Source organism: Patescibacteria group bacterium (genome assembly GCA_018897195.1).
In the GTDB taxonomy this organism is placed as follows: domain Bacteria; phylum Patescibacteriota; class Patescibacteriia; order Patescibacteriales; family UBA12075; genus JAHILH01.
Map to the genome: position 1 here is coordinate 43250 of JAHILH010000003.1, position 21183 is coordinate 64432.

At 39.6% G+C, this 21183-nt stretch carries 11 protein-coding genes; 10 read left to right on the forward strand and 1 reads right to left on the reverse strand.

Annotated features, from left to right (window positions below; translation table 11 throughout):
- The first annotated feature begins 221 nt into the window (after positions 1-221).
- Positions 222-2006 (forward strand): aspartate--tRNA ligase, encoded by a 1785-nt coding sequence (gene aspS / locus KKD45_03245; protein MBU4309519.1) that lies wholly within the window; start codon positions 222-224, stop codon positions 2004-2006.
- A 213-nt stretch (positions 2007-2219) separates the two neighbouring features.
- Entirely contained in the window at positions 2220-4655 is a 2436-nt protein-coding gene (gene leuS / locus KKD45_03250; GenBank protein ID MBU4309520.1) for a leucine--tRNA ligase, read from the forward strand.
- Positions 4656-4712: 57 nt separating this feature from the next.
- Here the strand turns inward: leuS and KKD45_03255 are convergent, their stop codons facing one another.
- Positions 4713-5588, reverse strand: coding sequence for a thrombospondin type 3 repeat-containing protein (locus KKD45_03255; GenBank protein ID MBU4309521.1), 876 nt, complete (start codon positions 5586-5588; stop codon positions 4713-4715).
- 53 nt (positions 5589-5641) lie between these two features.
- Between KKD45_03255 and KKD45_03260 the strand changes: the two genes are divergently transcribed.
- From KKD45_03260 to KKD45_03295, 8 genes are all read left to right on the forward strand, one after another.
- Positions 5642-6130: a hypothetical protein gene (locus KKD45_03260; GenBank protein ID MBU4309522.1), complete on the forward strand. Its 489-nt coding sequence runs from the start codon at positions 5642-5644 to the stop codon at positions 6128-6130.
- Between the two features lie 55 nt (positions 6131-6185).
- Positions 6186-7028 carry a ribosomal RNA small subunit methyltransferase A gene (gene rsmA / locus KKD45_03265; GenBank protein ID MBU4309523.1) on the forward strand — a complete coding sequence of 281 codons (843 nt, stop codon included), beginning with the start codon at positions 6186-6188 and terminating at the stop codon, positions 7026-7028.
- Between the two features lie 66 nt (positions 7029-7094).
- Positions 7095-7814 (forward strand): hypothetical protein, encoded by a 720-nt coding sequence (locus tag KKD45_03270; GenBank protein ID MBU4309524.1) that lies wholly within the window; start codon positions 7095-7097, stop codon positions 7812-7814.
- A gap of 34 nt (positions 7815-7848) precedes the next feature.
- A complete protein-coding gene (locus tag KKD45_03275; GenBank protein ID MBU4309525.1) occupies positions 7849-15648 on the forward strand; it encodes a carbohydrate binding domain-containing protein in 7800 nt (2599 codons plus the stop codon).
- Positions 15649-16027: 379 nt separating this feature from the next.
- Positions 16028-17293: a UbiA family prenyltransferase gene (locus tag KKD45_03280; protein ID MBU4309526.1), complete on the forward strand. Its 1266-nt coding sequence runs from the start codon at positions 16028-16030 to the stop codon at positions 17291-17293.
- A gap of 184 nt (positions 17294-17477) precedes the next feature.
- Positions 17478-18074 carry a hypothetical protein gene (locus KKD45_03285; protein MBU4309527.1) on the forward strand — a complete coding sequence of 199 codons (597 nt, stop codon included), beginning with the start codon at positions 17478-17480 and terminating at the stop codon, positions 18072-18074.
- Positions 18075-18089: 15 nt separating this feature from the next.
- Positions 18090-20483 carry a hypothetical protein gene (locus tag KKD45_03290; protein MBU4309528.1) on the forward strand — a complete coding sequence of 798 codons (2394 nt, stop codon included), beginning with the start codon at positions 18090-18092 and terminating at the stop codon, positions 20481-20483.
- Positions 20484-20494: 11 nt separating this feature from the next.
- On the forward strand, positions 20495-21181 hold the full coding sequence (locus tag KKD45_03295) for a hypothetical protein (protein MBU4309529.1): 687 nt from the start codon (positions 20495-20497) through the stop codon (positions 21179-21181).
- Positions 21182-21183: the final 2 nt, after the last annotated feature.

The following is a 21183-nucleotide window of genomic DNA, read 5'->3' on the forward strand; positions in this document are numbered from 1 at the left end:
TATTTTGGCCAACACCAAAAAAGGCGCAGAAAGAAATTTGTCATTTTGGCAAGGAGTAGAATCTGCCGGATAAGCCCCGTTATCGCTGTCTAAAAGTGTCCCGATTGTTTGGGAAATGAGGGTGGTACCGCGGGTGAAGACTCGTCCCTGGATGTCATTTTTTTTGATGTTCAGAGACGAGTCTTTTTTTATTAATTATTAATATAAAAATATAAAAATATATGTTGCGAACACATAAGTGTGGTGAATTAACCAAGAAAAATTTAAATGAGGAAGTAATCTTATCCGGCTGGGTGCATAGCCGACGTGATCACGGTGGAATTATTTTTATTGATTTACGTGATCGTTATGGATTGACGCAGATCAAGTTTGATCCAGAAATTAATAAAGCTGCTTGGAGCGAAGCGGATGCGGCGCGGAGTGAATGGGTATTGCAGGTGACTGGTAAAGTGATTGCGCGACCAGATAATATGGTCAATCCAAAATTAGCGACTGGAGAAATTGAGATTGAGGCTATTAGTGTGGAGATTTTGAATAAATCAGAAACGCCTCCTTTTGAATTGAATGAAGATAAGGTAAGTGAAATTAATGAACATATTCGTTTGAAATATCGTTTTGTGGATTTGCGCCGACAACGCATGCAACATATTATGAAAATGCGTGATGATGTTTTGACACACATGCGCCGGTATTTTCATTCGCTAGATTTTATTGATGTACAGACTCCGATTTTGGCTAATTCATCTCCGGAAGGAGCGCGTGATTTTTTGATTCCATCACGTTTTCATCCGGGTAAATTTTATGCCTTGCCACAGGCGCCGCAACAATTCAAACAACTCTTGATGGTTGGTGGCGTTGATAAATATTTTCAAATCGCACCATGTTTCCGTGATGAAGATCCAAGATCAGATCGTCATCAAGGAGATTTTTATCAAGTCGATATGGAGATGAGCTTTGTGGAACAGGAAGATGTGTGGCGTGTGATTGAAAATTTAATGATCGAAGTGATTGAGAAGTTTAGTGACATGGAAATAATTAACAAACCATTTTTGCGAATTCCATATATGGAATGTTTGACTAAGTATGGTAGTGATAAGCCGGATTTGCGTTATGGTCTAGAGATTGAGCCGATAACGGAGATGGTGGCTGGTTGTGGCTTCTCAGTCTTTGCGGATATGGCAGCGAAAAATGGTTACGTCGTGCACGCCTTGAAAGTAGATGGTGGTGCGAAGTTTAGTCGTAAGGAGATTGATGAGTTGACTGAAGTGGCGAAGACGAAAGGAGCGAAAGGCTTGGCATACATTATTTTAAAAGAAGGCGGTGAGTTGCAGTCGCCAATCGTGAAATTTTTGGGTGAAGAATTGGCAAAGAAAATCGTGGATAGATTGGAGGCGAAGGCGGGTGATATCGTTTTCTTTGGCGCTGACAAGTTTGAGACCGTCTGGAAGGCACTTGGCGCGGTTCGTAGTGACTGTGGCACGCGTTTAGGTCTAAAAGACGATAAAAAGGCTTCATTGGTCTGGGTGGTAGATTTCCCGATGTTTGAAATGTCTGAGCTTGAACCAGGTCGTGTCGATTTCTCACACAATCCATTCTCAATGCCTCAAGGCGGACTCAAGTCCTTGCAAGAAAAAAATCCTTTCGACATCTTGGCGTATCAATATGATTTAGCCTTCAACGGCTATGAAATATTATCCGGTGCGATTCGCAATCACAATCCAGAGATTATGTATAAAGCTTTTGAATTGGCTGGTTACAAACAAGAGGAAGTAGATGCTCGATTCGGTGGCTTGATCAATGCTTTCAAATTCGGTGCGCCACCTCATGGCGGTTCCGCGATTGGCATTGACCGCGTCTTGATGATTCTTCTTGGCATCGACTCCGTGCGAGACGTTTATGCCTTTCCTAAGGATGGTCAAGGACGCGATGTGATGATGGACAGTCCGACTGTTGTTGATGAGAAGCAATTGCGAGAGTTGAATATTAAAATCACAAAACAAATATAATTCTATATAAAAAAGAGGGGTAATGGTCTCCCTCGCCCCGCGGGAGAGGGTTAGCGCAATCCTCGTCCGACAAATAATAAGGGGACGGGGTGAGGGGTTGTCGGAAGATGGTTTGTGGATAATATTTTGTTTAGTGCACAGAAAACTACCTCACCCTAACCCTCTCCTGGCAAGGAGAGGGAATAAAACGATTTAATTTTAATTTTAAAACATATGTACGATCATAAAATAATTGAGAAAAAATGGCAGCAGAAATGGGAAGAGAGTGGAATCAATAAAACTGGCGATAATGAGGGCAAGGATAAATATTATTGTCTAGATATGTTTCCTTATCCGTCTGGCGCTGGTTTGCACATCGGTCATGTCGAGAGCTATACAGCGACGGATATCATGTCTCGTTATCAACGCATGAACGGTAAGAATGTTTTGCATCCGCAGGGCTGGGATGCTTTTGGTTTGCCGGCGGAGAATTACGCGATCAAGACTGGTACTCATCCATCGGTGACGACAACGGATAATATCAAGAACTTTACGCGTCAGATTAAGAGTCTGGGCATGTCTTATGATTGGAGTAAAGAAATTAATACTTCAACGCCGGAATATTACAAATGGACACAATGGTTTTTTTCTTTGTTATATAAAAATGGTTTAGCTTATAAAAAGAAGTCTAAAGTGAATTGGTGTCCAAAGTGTCAAACAGTATTAGCCAATGAACAAGCTAATGGAGGTGTTTGTGAGCGTTGCAGTACCAAGGTTGAACAGCGAGATTTAGAGCAGTGGTTTTTTAAGATCACGGATTTTATTGAACAGAATGGTCAGACCACTGGTCTTTTGGATGGTTTGAATAAAGTTGATTGGCCGGAATCAATCAAGGCAGCACAGCGTAATTGGATTGGAAAATCTGAAGGTGCACTTGTTAAATTTCTGATTAGCGATAGCCAAGAACATCTTGAAGTATTTACGACACGCGTCGATACGATTTTTGGTTGCACCTATTGTGTAGTGGCACCTGAACATCCACTGATTGAAAACTTGAAATTGCAAATTGAAAATTACAACGAAGTTGAGCAGTATATTTTAGAAGCTAAACACAAGACCGATCTGGATCGTATGGAGGCGAAAGAAAAATCCGGAGTCGAACTCAAGGGGGTGAAGATGATTAATCCATTTAATGGCGAAGAGGTGTCTTTATTTGTAGCCGACTATGTTTTGGGTAGTTATGGAACTGGTGCAGTAATGGCGGTGCCGGCACATGATGAAAGAGATTGGGAGTTTGCGAAGAAGTATGATTTAAAAATTAAAAAATCTATTGATAGTAAGCAGAGCACTGATGAAGAGCTTTTTACCGATGATGGTGTGCTTGTTAACTCTGGTGAATTCACTGGCTTGAAATCGGCGGCAGCGCGTGAAAAAATGATGTCATGGCTTGAGGAGAAAGGAGCTGGTGCGCGCAAAATTAATTATCGTTTGCGTGATTGGTTAGTATCTCGTCAGCGTTATTGGGGCGCGCCGATTCCGGTGATTTATTGTGATGATTGTGGTGAAGTGTTGGATGCTAATTTGCCAGTGGAATTGCCGACGGATGTAGATTTCAAACCGACTGGTGAATCGCCGTTAGTTTACTCAAAAACTTTTCATGATGTGCAATGTCCAAAGTGTGGCAGTGCAGCTGCGCGTCGTGAGTCAGATACAATGGACACCTTTGTGTGCTCAAGTTGGTATTATTTTCGTTATACTGATTGCGAAAACAAAGACGAATTTGCTTCAAAGGAAAGTATTAAAAAATGGTTGCCGGTAGATTTATATGTTGGTGGGGCGGAACACGCGGTGTTGCATTTACTGTATGCGCGTTTCTTTACCAAGGTCTTGCACAACTTAGGCTATATTGATTTTGATGAGCCATTCTTAAAATTACGTAATCAGGGCATGATTCTGGCAGAGGATGGACGTAAGATGTCAAAATCACTTGGTAATGTTGTTAATCCTGATGAGGTAGTAGAATCGCACGGCGCTGATTCATTGCGTATGTTTGAAATGTTTATGGGACCATTGGAGGATGCGAAACCATGGAATACGAAGGGGATTGTGGGTGTCAGAAAATTTTTGGAAAAGATTTATAATATTGTTGAAAATAAACACTTGGAAAATTGTAATTGCGCTACTGATGAGTGTGCCGGCATTGCTAAACCATTTGCCACTTTGGTGCATAAGACGATTAAGAAAGTGGGCGAGGATATCATGGATTTTAAATTTAATACCGCAATTGCTCAGATGATGATTTTGGTCAACGAGATGAGTCGCTATGAGATTTTGCCAAAGATGGCGGTGGAAAAACTATTACAAATTTTAGCGCCATTTGCGCCACACATAGCTGAAGAGTTGTGGGAAAAATTGGGTCACAGCGAAAGCATTCTTAAATCTAGTTGGCCACAATATAATCCAGACAAGATTGTTGATGAGGTGATTCAATTGGTCGTACAAGTGAACGGTAAGCTTCGCGATACGATTGAGGTGGCATCAGATATTACCGAAGAAGACGCAAAAAAAGTCGCTCTAGAAAGCGACGTGATTAAGAAATGGATTGATGGTAAGGAGATTGTGAAAGTGGTGGTTGTTAAGGGTAAGTTAGTTAATATTGTTATCAGATAATTTATATTCTCCCTCGCCCCGGCGGGAGAGGGTCGGGGTGAGGGGTAAATTTGAAAATTACAGATTTGTCATCAACCACACGCCGTCAATCTTCTCTATATAAAAACGCACCGGAATTTTTTCCCCATTAAAATATACTTCATTGAAGTATGTTTTTTTGGTTTCAGTAGATGATTCGAGTCGAGAGCCAGAGAGGATATTACCAAGCGTGAGACGGCCTTCGGCATTGAGGAAGTCGACGGTGTATTCGATAGCTTTTTTCATTGTCGGTATGAAATACTTAACCGCTTCACTCTTATTGCCGTTTCGAATGGCATTAGCGGCTGCGTTAATCGGATCATTGATACTTGGTGTTTCGACTGGTTGCGCTGGCGTACTGATTTCATTATAAAGTATGCCGACCGGAATTGTTTCAAGATTCTTGTTGCTGATGCCGAGTCCGAGATTTTTCATAATGGTAAAAGCGTCGCAGGGGCGATTAAGAAAATATCTTCGTTGATCACTTGGATTTACATACCAGGCTTGGCCGTTTTTTTCGGTTTGTAAAAAAATCTTGCCGAGATGATGAGTTGTAAAAGCGGTATCAATATTAAGTTTGCCTGCGCCGAATGGGTTGTAGTTATTCTTGATTTCAATTTCATCACTGTAACCATCGCCATCGCTGTCAATTGGCCCTGTCTCAACTCGTGGGACGATTTTATTCAAATCGGCGTTACTAATGCCAAGGCTGAGTTTTTTCATTAACTCAAAAGCATCTTGTGGGCGACCAAGAAAATAGCGCTTGTTGTCGCCTGGATTAATATACCACGCTTCTCCGTGAGCTTCGACTTGAATTAGAATTTGACCAGAAAGTTTAGCGGCAAGACTGGTGTCAGCAAAAGTGCTCAGAGGAAGAAATGATAGGATTGTGATGGCGGTTAGAATTTTTTTCATATATTTATTTTAGCACATTTTCTATTTTTTTATAAATTTGGTATAATGTTGATATGAAGATAAAAAGTAAAAAAGGAATATTGTTGTCATTTTTTGCATTGTCCATGGTCGGCGCTTATTTTTTTGTAAGTAATTCTGGTAAATTTCATTTATTTCAGGGTGCACAAGCAGTGGGCGGCTTTCCGTATCAGATTGGATTGACAACGGTGACGGTAATTCCTTGTTTTACAACCGGCTATCCACCTCTCTGTGAGGGCGGAACGCTTTGTTTAACTAAGGACGCGGCAAGTTGCACTTTGTATTCTGACGTGAGCGGGTCACCAGCTGGCGGCATGGGAATGAATGCTTTGTTCTTGAATACGTCTATCGCCCAGGCTGGCCTGACATCAGGCGGTCAGTTAATTGCTGGTGGCATGTCTAATGTTCTAATGGATAATGGTGTTTTGGCCTCAACTGCTGGTTGTGCCGGTTGTATGGCTAAGGCGAATAAGGTTGATAAAATAAAAGAGGTATTTGATTATGTAATTGCTTCGTTTAAATAATTTTCCCCTCACCCCAACCCTCTCCCGCCAGGGCGAGGGAGATTGAAAAGTAACTATGAATTTATTACAAAAAACCCAAAAAATTTGCCAAGAGAATAAAATTGAGCCTGCCCGGTCAAAGGGGCAGAATTTTTTAATTAATGAAGGAGTTTATGATGATATTATTGTGGCATCCGATTTGCAGGCAGCTGACGTAGTTTTAGAAGTGGGACCTGGTTTGGGGTTTTTGACACGAAAATTAGCGGAAAAGGTGCAAAAAGTCATTGCCATTGAATTAGACGATGTCCTGGCGGCCTTGTTGGTCAAAAATTTGACCAAGGAAGGGATTAAAAACGTGGAGGTGCGCAATGAGAACATTCTTGATTTAAACTTGCAGGGCGTGGATTTTGTGGCTAACAAATATAAAATAGTAGCCAATCTTCCATATAATATTACTTCAGTTTTCTTGCGTCGTTTTTTAGAGACTGACAATCGGCCAGAGTTGATGGTTTTGATGTTGCAAAAAGAAGTGGCTGAGCGGATTATTGCTAAGCCGGGACAGATGAGTATTTTGGCTAATTCAGTGCAGTTTTTCGCGAATGGTGATATTGTTCAGGTGGTGCCCAAAAATGATTTTTGGCCAGCCCCAAAAGTAGACTCGGCGGTTATTAAGCTGAAAACATTTGAATCAGTTGAAGATGCGGCTTACCAGAAGCGATTTTTTAGATTGGTAAAGCATGGATTTGTTTCCAAGCGTAAAATGTTAAAGAATAATCTGTCGTCCGGATATCATGTGCCTCAAGAAAAGATCTTGCCAGTAATTGAAAAAGTGGGCTTAAATGAAAAAGCACGGGCTCAGGAATTGGCGCTTGACGATTGGAAGAGATTGCTTGTCGAAGTGGAGGCAAATATGTTATAATTATCATAGTTGTTGATAACCCTAACGGAGTCCCTTTGGGTGATTCATATTCATAATAAATTCCTCATGCAAGAAGAGCAAAACATCAGAGAAGATGTTGGTGGATTGAATGATAGTAATCAAGTTGTTGATTATAATCAGTATTATTCAAGACCACCTTTGAGTAAAGGCCAAAAGATCGCGGTCGCGGTTTTGGCTTTTTTTTCGTTTTTCATAATTATTGCTTGGATGATTCAGTTTAAGCAGGGTATTTCCGCACCTTTGAGCGGTTCTTCGACTGTGACCAACTCCAATCCGGTAACTACCGATACTGAGGTACCAGCAACTGTGAATATGACCAAGGATACCGATGGTGATGGCCTGACTGATTACAATGAGCTTAATACTTATAAAACTTCGCCATATTTAGAGGATTCCGATAGTGATGGTTTTAGTGATAAGGTGGAGATTGATAGCGGTAAGGATCCGAATTGTCCAACGGGGGCTATTTGTAATGCGGTTGGGACTGATACGATAGCATCGACGACAATAAATGGAGTGCAGAGTAATAATCCCTTACTAAATTCCGTAGGACAGGAGGCAAATCAATCAGGAGGCAGTCAGCCAATATTGAATTTATCTGCTAGTAGTACCGACACTATTGACGCACAAAAGGTTTTGGCCGGTCAAGCTGACGCAGCTTCATTGCGCAAGATGTTGCTTCAAGCGGGTATGGATCCGACGGTGCTAGAGAAGATTTCCGATGAGGATTTAATGAATAATTATAAACAAACTTTAAATAAGTGATTTAAAATAGTGAGGGTTTAAATTTGTAAACAATATGACTACGGAAAATAAAAAAACAATAAAGAAGAGATTTTGGCAGAGCTTTGTTTTAGGATTTTTTGTTGTTTTTTTATTGTTTGGTCGTGGCAAAAATGTTGCGGCGCTGTTCACTGGAACAGATTTTGCCGGAGGATCGGTTACAGATATAGCTTCATTGGGCAGCGCAGATCAGGCGGCGTTTGATCAGGCTCTTGGTGCTGGATTGATTAAGGTTGGTGATGATGGGGTGGTAAAAACTACCCTAAAGGGTGATATGGCTGATGCTGCGTCATGGGCTAGGACTTTTGCAGAACAAAAAACTAGAGATGCTTTGTCGACTCTTAATGCGAAAACTTTTTGGGCGGCGGCTCAAAAATCTTTAAACACCATTGCTTACGATACAGCTACTTGGATTGGCTCTGGTGGAAAAGGTCAAAAGCCGTTGTTTATTACCGAGGGTTGGGATAAGTATTTGGCCAATATTGGTGATAATTTTGCCGGAGAATATATTGAAGCTCTGAGTAAGAAGTGGGATGCTAATCTTTGTAACCCTAGCTTTGATATTAAAATTAAAATCTTAGGTGGTTTGTCTGGACCGTATCGGAAGAAAGCGCCGGCTTGTACTTTTACAACAATGAAGAAAAATTGGGAGTCGGAACTGGCTAGACCGGATTTTCTTAATCGCTTCCAAAATATGTTTGAGCCTAACTCTAATGATTTGGGCATCGCCTTGTCTTTGCAAACTAATTTAATGGAGGCAAGTGCTAACAAGACTAGATTGGCGGAGGAGAGGGTGAAGAATAAAAAAGGTTGGTTGGACGTTACGGATATAGCTGGCAATTTAACAGGGCTACCAACTGATCAGATTGTTACGTATCAATTGCAAAAAGATGGAACAACGAGAGCTATTGCTGCCAATACTTTTACAGGAACAATGGTTGACGCGGTTAATGTCTTTTTAAATCAATTAGCTGCGACCGTATTCAGTAATTTATTAAAAAGTTTAACCGGCGCGCCTGCTACGTCGCCGTACACAGGTGATTATGGCTTGGTGAATGTTAACGCTGGTGGTGGATCTGGCGGCACTGAAGCAGTCAAGGAGCAGTTTAAGAAGATTATTGAGCCTAATTTTACGGTGCGAGGTGATTATGATATTTTGGCTGAATTAACAATATGTCCAGACCCAACTAAGGCGGGACCAACTAATTGTGTAATTACTGATAAATTCCGACAGGCGATTGCGGGTCGGATGACAGTGGGAGAGGCAATGGATCAGAAGTATCTTAATCAGGATGCTATTTTTGGATTCAGATTAGATGGCTTAGAGCCGAAATATAACGAAGATTATCCATATCGTTCCATGATTATTTTGCGCAAATTTAGAATCTTGCCTGTCGGCTGGGAGGTGGCTGCGCAATATATCAAGGATCCTGCAACTGGTACAGGTGTCAGATCCTTAAAAGATTTAGTCGATTGTTTCTCTGATAATGATGCGCGTAATGGTTATTCAGCTAATTGGTGTAAGGGTTTAGTAGATCCAGATTGGGTTTTAAAGGCACCCTTGGGTTATTGTAAGAAAGAGGGGTATGGCCCAGAAATATTATCAGAAAATATTACTGGCGAGGGGAGTGCGAGCAAGTTGTCTATTTCTCGTAATAATAATTATTGCGCCGATGAACAATCTTGTATCAAGGAAAAAGCAGACGGCTCTTGTGATGTTTATGGTTATTGTACTGAAGAAAAGCGTAAATGGAATTTTGGCAGCAATTCTTGCGAGCCGATTTATAATACTTGCCAGACCTTCCGCAGTCGTCAAGGTAATACAGTTTCTTATTTGCAAAATGGTTTAGATTTTAATAATTGTAGCGCGGATGCGGTTGGTTGTAGAGAGTATGCCATGGGCGTTAGTGCTAGTAATGGTTTTTATAATGTTGTAGATAATTCTGTCAAGTGGAGTTTATCAAGTGCCTCATCAACTTTTAATCGCATCATGAGTGATTGTGACGTTAAGGGTGAAGGTTGTCATCAGTTTATTCGTACGGAAATGAGCAACGGCGCTAATATTTTTGGCGGTTTTGAGGATTTGTTCGATGCGACTGTTGACGCAACAGCGGCCTTCGGTGACAAGAGTGTGAAATTAACACATGATATTGCCACTACCGTACCGGCCTTTAAGATTGACGTTGATTTGAAGGGTTATTATTATACCTTTTCCGTTTCGGCAAAAAATTGTGGCACCAACGGCGTGATTGGAATAGGTGACAGTTTGACTAATTATTCATCGTCCACATTAGAAACAACAGATCAATGGCAACGTTTTGCAGTTTCGCATTATTTTAATAAAGAAAATGAAAGTAATGATGGTCGAGTTTGGATAGGCGTTATCGGTGCTGACTATGCAAATTGCTTGATTGATGGCGTAAAAGTGGAAAAGAGTAAGAATCCGACTGTTTTTAGTGAATATGCACAGGTGGGCGTGATTTATGAAAAATTATTACCAAATTATTTGGAATATGTTTGTTATGATGATCCTGGGTTAAATTATAGCTTGAAGAGTACAGCACCCGCTATTTGTAATAGTTTTGCACGCAAGTGTAATGCCGAGGAGGTAGGTTGCAAAATGTTTACAGCGACAACGGACAAGATGACAATCCCGGCGAGTGTAATACCGACTGATTATTGTGATGCATCCTGTAATGGTTATGACGAATATTTGCAATCAGAGAGTGCTTTTGATTCCCGACGATCGGCTTATTTGATTCCAACCAAAACCAAGACTTGTGGCGCCGAAGCAGTTGGCTGTGATCAATTTACTAACCTGGACAAGGTCGGTGATAGCGCGCAAAAGGAAAAAGTTGATCAGTATGGGGCAGAAGCAGTTGAGTATTATAGTGAGCTGAAGCAATGTGTTAAGGCTGGTGATGTAGCTTGCGCTGAATTTTATACCTGGGAGGGATCTTCAGAGACTGGTTTTCAATTAAAAGTTCATCAATTAAAGGCTGATAGCGCCACTGATCCGGCGGTTTCTAGTGATTCTCTTTATAATAATAAAGTCTGTGATTCAGATACTTATGGAAGCCTAGACAATCCAATGTGTTTCGAGTTCTATAATAAGACGGGAAAAGTATCTTATAAATTTTTGCCGTATACAATAGCTTGTAGTGACGATTGTCATCCATATCGCCGCACAGCTGTGAATGTTGACGATAGTATAACGACGCAAGCTGCTTGTGGTAGTGTTATTTGTACTGATGAAGGGGCGGACAAGAAAGACAGCTGCTGGGATGCTCTTTTGAGTAATTGCAATGTTTGTTTGAATGGCGGTAAGTGGAGCGTAGCAGGCCAGGCTTGTATCTATGATGCAATCCCCGGTGAAGGCAAGACTTGTGCAGCGACTCAAGATGGTTGTCGTGAATATAATGGTAATTCAGGAGCCAACGTGCAGATTGTTTTACAAAGTGATTTCGAGGGTAGTGCTTCCGGATGGCAGGGCCTTGATGGTACTCAGGCGATACTTGATAGTGAGTCATTGAAATCTGGTGAAAATTCTCTTATGATTACTAACGCTAGCGGTGATACCGGTATTTCTTATGACGTCTCCGATGTTGTTAAGCAAGGCAAATCTTATCATTTAGCTTTCTTGGCTAAAGGTAAATCAAATTTAGTTAATAAATTTACTAATATTTATTTTGATTCTGGTGTAGCCTCATCATCATTGGCAGTGAATGCCGTGATTAAGACCGATTGGAATCTTTATGAATTGAATTTGACTTCATTAGATCATGAAATAAGCGTTGATGAAAAATTACTCATTAAGGCTAATGGCGATTTTTTTATTGATAACATTATTCTTACGGAAATTACAGATCGTTATTACTTGATTAAGGGTTCATCGGTTATTCCAGATGTTTGCAATAGTGATATTTTTGGCAATTATCAGGGACCAGAATATAATTTGGGTTGTGCTGAATACTCCTCTGAAGGTGATAATAATAAACATTATTTGCGTCAATTTACTAATTTGTGTCAGGAAAGCGCAATCGGTTGTGAGATGATGATTGATACGCACAATAGTTCCAGTGCAGCTGAGGATAATATTGCCTTTGTTGTTTATAGCAAAGATAAGGAATGCACCAGTGAAGAAAAGGGCTGTGAACGAATGGGAGAAGTATCTAAATATGATAGCGGTGTTACTGATAGTGTTATTGAGAATTTTTATACTGATGTCTATAAGCTCAATAATCCAGATAACGTGCAGGGCAAATGTGCCGCTGATCAGGTCGGTTGTGATGAATGGATATTTGACACGGCGTCGAATAATAATGGTGGGGCATCATTGAGTTATTTCAAAGACCCCTTTGATATGACTTGCGAATGGCGACAAAAGGCCAGCTCTACCGATTTTGACTGGTATCGAAAAAAGATTAGCCGATGTGGCGGTGTTGAAGATGGACATATTTGTAAGAGTGACAAGGATTGTAGCACTGAATTAATGGATGTTAAAAAAACATGTACACTGTTCGATAAGGATATTTCTTGCTATGTCAGTAGTCAAAAAACAATCGGCTATGGTGGTTACGGTAATATTGTTGACCAGCCAAGTAATTATTGGGTGGGTGCTTGCCCAACTAGTCAATCGACTTGTACTGAATATATTGACCCTATTTCTAATTTCAGTTCTAATGTTATTTATAATAGTGATTTTTCGCAAGATGTTGATGGTAATCGTGTTGCTGATGGTTGGAGTGAGAACAAAGAGCAGAGCGTGTCATTGGAACCGAATACTTTGTACACTTTTTCAGTTAAATCTGGTTCTGGTTTTACGGCAAGCGTGACAGCAAGAAATTTAACGTTGTTAAATGAAGGCAATTTATTCGCAGCCAGTGGCGCAATTTCTATTACTGTAAACGATGATGCGATTAGTAAATCTTTTTATTCAAATAATTCTAATGGCGCCGTTGTTGAAGTTAGTTCTTCTGATGTGGCTTCGGGAAACAGTGTTAGCCTGAAAAAGAGTGTAATTGATTATCAATTAAGTCAAAGCGTTAATAGGGATGAATGTAATGGATCCTTGAATCCTAGTAAGGGCTGTGTTTTGTTCAATGAACGAAAGAAGCCGGGAGTTTCGTATAGTGGACTAATTTATGATGCCGACACAAGTACAACGACGCTAACCAGTGTGGCTGGGCAGAATGATTCTAATGTTTTATTAAAAGTTTCTCCTGATCGCACCTGTGATGAATGGTTGGCTTGCAAGAGCTATGTCAAAGATGAGAATAATAATAATGTTTGCTACGGTGTTGGCTTATGTGATAGCATTGGCGCTAATAATGACTGCAACAATTTTATCGTTCCCGATAGTAAAAACCAGCAAGCAATCTCATCTAATTTTAGTAAATATCAAAATGCTTCAGGTTATTCCGAAGTTGGTGTCGTTAATAATACTTTGAAAAAAGATATGTTGCCATTAGCGTCTATGACTCAAAATGGAGGCATGACAGTGGTTCCCAATGGTGATTTTGAAAGAAGCGCTAGTAAATATCCGCTTGGTTGGAGTCCTTCTAATGATCTGGCATGGACGAATAATTTATTTTCCGTGGTCGATAATCCTATCACCGCTCAGACCGAAGGTATTAAATATGCCGGCAAAGGTAAAGCCTTTTTGAAATATTCGCCAGCAGCGGGAAATATGGAATCTGATTTTATTGACGTTGATCCTGGCGAAAACTACTATTTATCAGCCGATATTAACACGCTTAATTTCTTTTCCAAGGGAAATGTTCCGCTTTCATTTTATATTAGAATCCAAACATTTAGCAGCGCCGGTGTTTTTATAAATTCTTTTGATCCGATTGTTTTCGCCAATGGCAAGGATTGGAGCCAGGTTGTTAGTAATTTTTGGGTTAATAATAATGTTCATCGCATAAAAATAGAGTTTTTGGGTTGGGTTAATAATTCTACTGTTTGTGCTGGTCAGGGCGACACTTGTTCTGGTAATGTTTATGTTGATAATGTTGTCATTAAGCCAGCGCTAAAGACTAGAGTGGTTAACGGTTTTTATGACACTGTTGCTCCAACTTGCCGGCTTTATCCAGAAAGTGATTCATTATCATGTGAATATTACGAAGACTCTGGAATTAAGAAAAAAGGTCGCTATGGTTATTGCTTGGAGTATGATCGTTATCCAGGTAATCCCAATGCTTGTTTATTGTGGTATCCAGTTGACCGTATACGTGGTGATTGGGAGGAGGATGTGGTTGGATATAATGATCGCTATCCCTTGTATTATTGTACGCAATTCCACTCTCGAAATTTAGAGCTTGTTGAGAGAAGAGTTGATACTCGTTTTGGACACGCTGAGCCGGGAGATGATGAGTGTGCTGGCGCTTATTGCAATGGCGCTGGATGCAGTACTTGTAAATGTCCTAGCGGATATATATGGGAGGATGTGGAGGGTGATGGCGGTTGGGATGGTAATCCGAATGATGAATATTGTCACCCTAGTGGCACAGCTAGTGCTTGCGGGGGCGGGTATTACTTATATGATGGTGATTTGCAGAATTTTGGGGGAAATGCTGGTAGTTATGATGAGGCAAAAACTGGAGTCAAATTGTGTGACAGGGATACAGGGGAATTATTTGATCCTGGTCAGTTCTCTGATTTGTTTTATTGTACTAGTTTGGCCAAGGTTGTGACATTTAGTAATAATAAACATTGGAGTGGGCGAGTTTATAGTGGTTCTGATTATAAAATTCAAACACTTAATTATGGCTACAAGATGCCTCTTGGACCGTTTAGTGGCGTAGTGTCACCGTATCTAGCAGAAAATCCTGCCGGCTGGGATGCTAAGAAAAACACTGACACTAATACCAACGTAGAGCCATTGCCAATAAAAAATTTCAAGGATGATGCGCTATACTCAAAGGAAGTTAATTCTGGGGCATTGTATAGTTGTGAGGGTAATTGCATTAAAAGCGGTCTGTGTCAAAAATCTCGAAAATTCTGCTATAATCTTCCAGTGCCGCCAACTCCGCCAAATGCGGTTAATCCAAATAATAATTTTGTGAATTATTTTGAATGTGCCGTTGGAGATGTTTGTGAAACTAGTTTTCCAGTTTTGAGCACGGGTGATAATCCTGTCGCTGCTTATGACAAGATTAAAAGAGTTTTTGCGGAAAGTTATGGTACTTGGAAGTGGGGCGGTAATAAGTATGTAAAAACTAGCTATAACTGGTCTGTTCCTCGGAATATTTGTGGTGGTAGCACACCGACCAATGTTAGACCGGCTTATCCAGACGATTTTTGTGGTATTCCGCCAAGGGTTAGCAATCTTTTAATAAGGGGCGTTATAAATGATGCTGTTCTTCGTAAAAATGGCCTAATTAACTTATCTTTTAATTCCATTCTTGATAGTCAACAAATGCCTCTAGTTATGTATACGGTAAATTGGGGTGATAATAATAGTGACACCGTTTCCGGCATTGAAATATTACCAAGGATGAGTACGAGTAGTCCGCATGTACTGTACTATTCTTATAGTTATTGGGATCTAAAGGCCAAAAACTCCATCAACAATCTTCCATCTGGACAGAATACTGTTTATTGTGGTGCTCATGACACTAAAACTGCTTTAAACGCAAGTGGTGATGCGATTTCCATAACGGCAACCTCAACGTCTGATTTTTGCGCTGTTAAACCTAAAGTGAAATTAAAAGATAACTGGGGGTGGTGTACTGGAGGTGTTGATAATACCCCTTGTTCTGATACTGGTGATTATGCTAATTATCCAGGCTGGGTTATTGTGACGGAGCAATAGTTCATACTCTCTTAAGCCGTAGATCTTTAAGCGCTTGTTGGCTTAATCTGTTTTTATGATTTTCGATAAAATAAAAAAAACCATAAACATAATAGAGAATTCAGAATATTCCATCTTGTCTTATTTTTTTAGTTTTTTTGTGATTATAAATCTTAGGTGTTTTCTGGAGGTTTTTTCTAGTGCCTCGAGGATAGATTTTTTGCAGTATTCCCACTACGTATTGTTTTATTTTTCTATTGTTATATCCTTTGTTATTTTGTTTTATTTTGCATCCAGGGAGAAAATAGAAAAAATATTTAAAGTTGTTCTTTCTTTTTCGCCCGTTATCTTGATCCCACCGTTAATTGATTTGTTGGTTTGTGGAGATAGGCATTGTACAATGACCTATTTGACTAATTCTGCTACCCATTCTAGTAATCTATTGGCTAGGTTTTTAACGCTTGGTGGTGAGTACCGCAGTATTGGGGGAATAACTCCAGGAATTAAGGTTGAGTTGATTGTCGTTCTGTTGGCAAGTTTTGTTTATTTCTTACTTAAAAAGAGGGGGTATTTAAAAAGTGTTTTTTTTGCATTTATTACTTACGTTATTTTTTTTGCTTATTTCGCTACGCCAATATTTTTAAGTTTATTTCTTGAAATTTTTAATAAAAATATCAAGGATAATTTTAATTTTTATCTTGCTAACTACTTTATTATTATTATTTCGTTGCAACTCATTGTTGTTCTTTTTTTGTATAATAGAAAGATATTTAATGCGATAATAGGGGATATGCGCTGGTTGCGAATTTTATATTTTGAAGCGATGGTATGGATCGGCTTGTTTATTGCCAGGGGTGGTTTAGGGATAAAAGGCTACTATCTGAATACTACTAATGCCTCTGATTCGTTTGTCAATTTTCCTTTTCCGTATTTAACATTTGCGATAATTATGGTTTTCGCTTGGTTGTATTCAGTGATTGGCAATAACATAGAAGATTTCGAGATTGATAAAATTTCTAATCCAGATAGACCGCTGGTGAGCAAAAAGGTACCAGTGGATGTTTATAGACAAATTGGCAATATTTCCTTAATATTGGTATTATCATCCTCCGCTGTTGTAGGTTTTTCTGTTTTTTATTTCTTATTAATCTTTATTGGTAATTATTTTATTTATTCAACACGTCCGTTTCGATTAAAGAGGGTGCCAATACTTTCTAAATTGGTAATATCCGTAAATTCGTTGTTGCTGATGCTTGTTGGTTATCTTTATGGCTTTAATGCCGTAAGTCAAAGCGCGTCTAGTATCATCAGGACTTTTCCAGGAGAAGTTGTTTTTTTTGTTTTGGTGTTAATGACTCTTGCTATTAATTTTATCGATATAAAAGATTATGAGGGTGATAAAAAGGCTGGTATAAAAACATTGCCAGTTATTCTTGGTTTAAGGCGAGGCAAGACTGTGATTGGAATGTTTTTTCTAGCCGTATATGTGTCTATTTATTTTATTTTCAGGATAAATATTTTATTATTTTTTTTCTTATTAATTATCGGAATGATTCAATTTGTATTGATTAATCGGAAAAAATATACAGAAAGGCCAATTTTTTTATTTATTTTGTTAAGCATCTTGATTCTATTTTTTGGTAAATTATTCGCGGTGAGTATTTAACTAAATAGATTTTTTTAAAGAGATGAGTTAATGAATTAGACCATCTCTTTTATTTTGGGTTTTTGGCGAAATGTGATATAATAAAGGCAATTGTGTATAAGGTGGAAAAGGGGGTTTGTTCTGAAATAGTTCAATATGATCAGGCTATAATGCGTGATTATAAAATTTAAAGTTAGGTAAAAATATGTCAGAAGCCGTTTTAAACAATGTAGATCAAATGATGATGGCACGGAATAACCGGGTTGATGAGGGTGGCCGAGCGGGAGAGTTACGAGAGAGACAGATGACGGCGCGAAGAGGGGTTGAGCCGACGGCGGCGGTTGAGGCGGGACGAGAACAGAGTTTGCGAGAGAGAGTGCAGGCAGCGCGGGCGATGAGCGCGAAGAAGAGTTTGAATAAGGCGATAAAAAGTAAGATAAAATCCCCAGCCATGGAGGGCACGAGCAGATTGTTGCGACAAGCCTGGTATTATCTGATTCCCAGCATGGGCTTTTCCTTGCTCTGGATCGATATCCACGTTTTAGGTTCTTTTGTTTTTGGCAAAGAAATTTTTTGCGAATTAGGCGAAGAGTGGCCGATTAAAATTGATTCATACGCCGAATGGGCTTTATTTTTAGCCTTGAATTTGATGGCGATATTGATAATTGTATCAATCTTGGCTTTTTTGGGAATGATTGTAAATTTTATGATGAACCCATTAGATAGTTTAGTTGAGTTTATAAAGCTTGGTTGGAGTGCTATTGGCGCATTGGCCAATTTATTCTTTGATGCTTGGAATTAGTGATTTTTTAGATTTATGAAAATGTTTAAAAATAAAAAATTAATAACATCTCTACTGATTTTGTTTTTTTTGGTTGTGCCGATTAGTTTTGTTTCCGCGGATGCGGCAGAAATAGCGGGTAATGTTGGAACTGGGTTGTCAGAAGGTGTTGGCGCAGCCGTATCTGTTGTGATTGGAATAATTGCTCTTATTATAACGTCAGTATTGGGACTAATATCCACTCTGTTGATAAAAATAATTGTCAACGTTGCCCAGTTTAATAACATTATAAATGTGGAAGTAGTACGAGTTGGCTGGGTAATAGTGCGTGATCTTTGTAATATGTTTTTTGTTCTAATATTTTTAGTAATCGCGTTTGCAACAATTTTACGGGTTGAAAGCTACAATTTTAAAAAAATGTTGCCTAAACTATTAATGTATGCTGTTTTAATAAATTTTTCTCGGACTATTTTTGGATTAATTATTGATGCCTCGACGATTGTGATGCTTACTTTTGTGAACGGGTTTGCAAATGCCCCAGGACAATTTGTTGATTTGATGAATATGTCAAAAATTGGACAAATATGGGATGCAACAAGTACCGGTGAAGGATTTAATACGTGGGCTATAGCGGTCGGGATAATTGCTGGTGTATTTGCGTCGGTGATGACTGTGGTGGTTTTAGCAGTTATTCTAGCAGTATTAGCAATGAGAGTAGTAATGCTGTGGATATATACCGTTCTTTCTCCCTTGGCTTTTTTAGGTTTTGGCTTTGATCCTCTCAAAAAGTTTACTCAAGAAATTTGGGAAGACTTTATTAAAACGGTTATTGTTGGACCGGTTTTAGCTTTTTTTATTTATTTAGCATTTAAGGTTAACGCTTCGGTTGATAGTCTTAATATAATGGCTGCTAAAAATGGTGATCAGGTTTGCGCCGGCGCAAACGCTTTATTTTGCGAAGGAAATTTTCAAAAATACATTATCGTAATCGCCATGCTGATGGGCGGCTTAAAGGTGTCACAGAAGATTGGCGGTGAAGTATCTAAGATTGCCGGCAAGACGGAGAATTGGACAAAGGGGAAGATTAAATCGGCTGGTAATAAGTCCGGTGCGGCTGCATGGGGCGGTGTTAAGACTGGTGGTGGTATAGCGATGGGCGGTCTTAAAGCGGCGGATGCAACTTGGAATAAAGGTCGCGGAGCATCCGTGGTTGGTATGGTGCAGGATAGATACAAGTCCGCAGCTAAGGGCGCAGTGGCTGGTGGTGCCGTTGGCGCCATTGGTGGTTTTGGCGGCGCAGCTCTTGGTGGCCTGGTTGGAGGGGTTGCTGGGGCGTTTAGTAAAAATGCTGGTGATCATTTTGACAATAAGAGAAAATTGCGAGAGGCGCAGGGTAAAATCACTACAGATGCAAAGGGGACTTGGTTTTCTCAAAATGGAATTGATTACATGAAAGACACAAGGGATGGCAAATTTAAGCAAGCTGACAAGAAGGCTGGCGTTATTACAGATTCTGATGCGTTAAAAATTGGTAAAATGGATTTAGAGGACACAACCGATAAGCAAAAAATGTTCTCCGCACATTATCGTTCAGCAACTAACAAGGGCAAGGCTTCAAGAGAGGTGGCAGAGAAGGAAGGCGTTGACAAAACAATGAAAAATTATAATGGTATATCACCGGAAGATTTAAAGAGATTGTTTGATACTGAGACAGACAGAGAGAAGGCAAAGGCGTTGGCGATGCTTTTGAAGGGTAAATTTAAAGATGGCGAGCATGCGCAAGTAAACAAGGCTAAAGATCTTTTGTCTGGCAATGAATTGATGAATAAGGATTTTTCTGAGGCGATGATGAAGAATAATGCATATTTGTATAATACAAGAGCTGATGGTAGTGTGGATACAAAATCAATTGAAAAAGCCTTTTCCGAGGGTAGGATTAAATTGGAGGAACAAGGCTTGTCAAATTTGAATGCTGATTCCATGAAGACATTTGCGAAGATTCTTGGTGATAAATTTGAAGCAGCAGCTGGTAAGATGGTAAAAAATACAGCCGATGCTGATAAATTTAAAAAGATTTTTGAAGATGGAGTTGCTGGTGGCAAAATAAAAGATTTCAAAGATGACGACCTGGCTATTAGAAGGGCATTCTCTAAGGTTACGGGCGATCTTCATACTGGATTCCAAGATACTAGCGGCGCTGGTCTAGGTGTTGGTGAGTTGAATAATTTTGTAAAAGACATGAGCGTTAAAGATTTTGGCAAGGTTAGCGATGAGGCTTTGTGGAATCAAGGAGTCCAGGATGCCATCCGTGGTGTTTCTGCTGAGATGATAAAGAAAGTTTCCAAGAGCAATGATTTAACTGATAGACGAATTAAGAATGTTGAAAATATTGCTGGTCAAGCCAAAGGAGTTTTAACAGTTATTACGTAAAGAAATAAATAATGCTAGAAGATATTAACAAACAAGAAGAAATAAAAACGGCAATCGAGAATTTTTCTGGGTATATGCTTGGTTTTTTGGATATATATTCAGAGGATGCACGGGTTGTATTGGAGGATTATAATGACCTGCTTATTTTAATGTTGACTCAAGAGCAAGGACTAAAGAAGTCTCTAGAACAAGCTCTTTTAATTAATCAAGAAAAAATTGCCCATTTGGCTGTTATCGATTGGCTCAAGGATTTTATTTCTCAAAAAGGATCAGCTATGTTTAATGATATAATCTTGACCGATTATATAGCGCACTCAGTTAATTGTCAGAAATTAAATGACGAAAATCGACGCTTAGTGCGAAAACTTTTGATTCTTTATCGTAATTTAAAGTTCTTTCCAGCAAGCATGCCCAATGACTCTGGGGCGGATTGGGAAATTATTCCAATCGATGACAAGGTGCGTGAGTTTAGTCGTGATGCGCTTAGTGCGCCAAAGACGGCGGAGGAGAAGAATATTGATGTTTTACAGGCGCAGAGTGATGAGTATGGCGCTGATAGCTTGGAGAAGAAAGTGATTGAGGAGGAGATTAGCAATGAAAAGAAAATCGAGGGGCTTAGGATTATGGCGAATCGCTATCCAGAAGGAAGTTTGGAGTGGCGGGCACTCATGGATGAGGTTAAGAAAATGCAAGTTTAAAT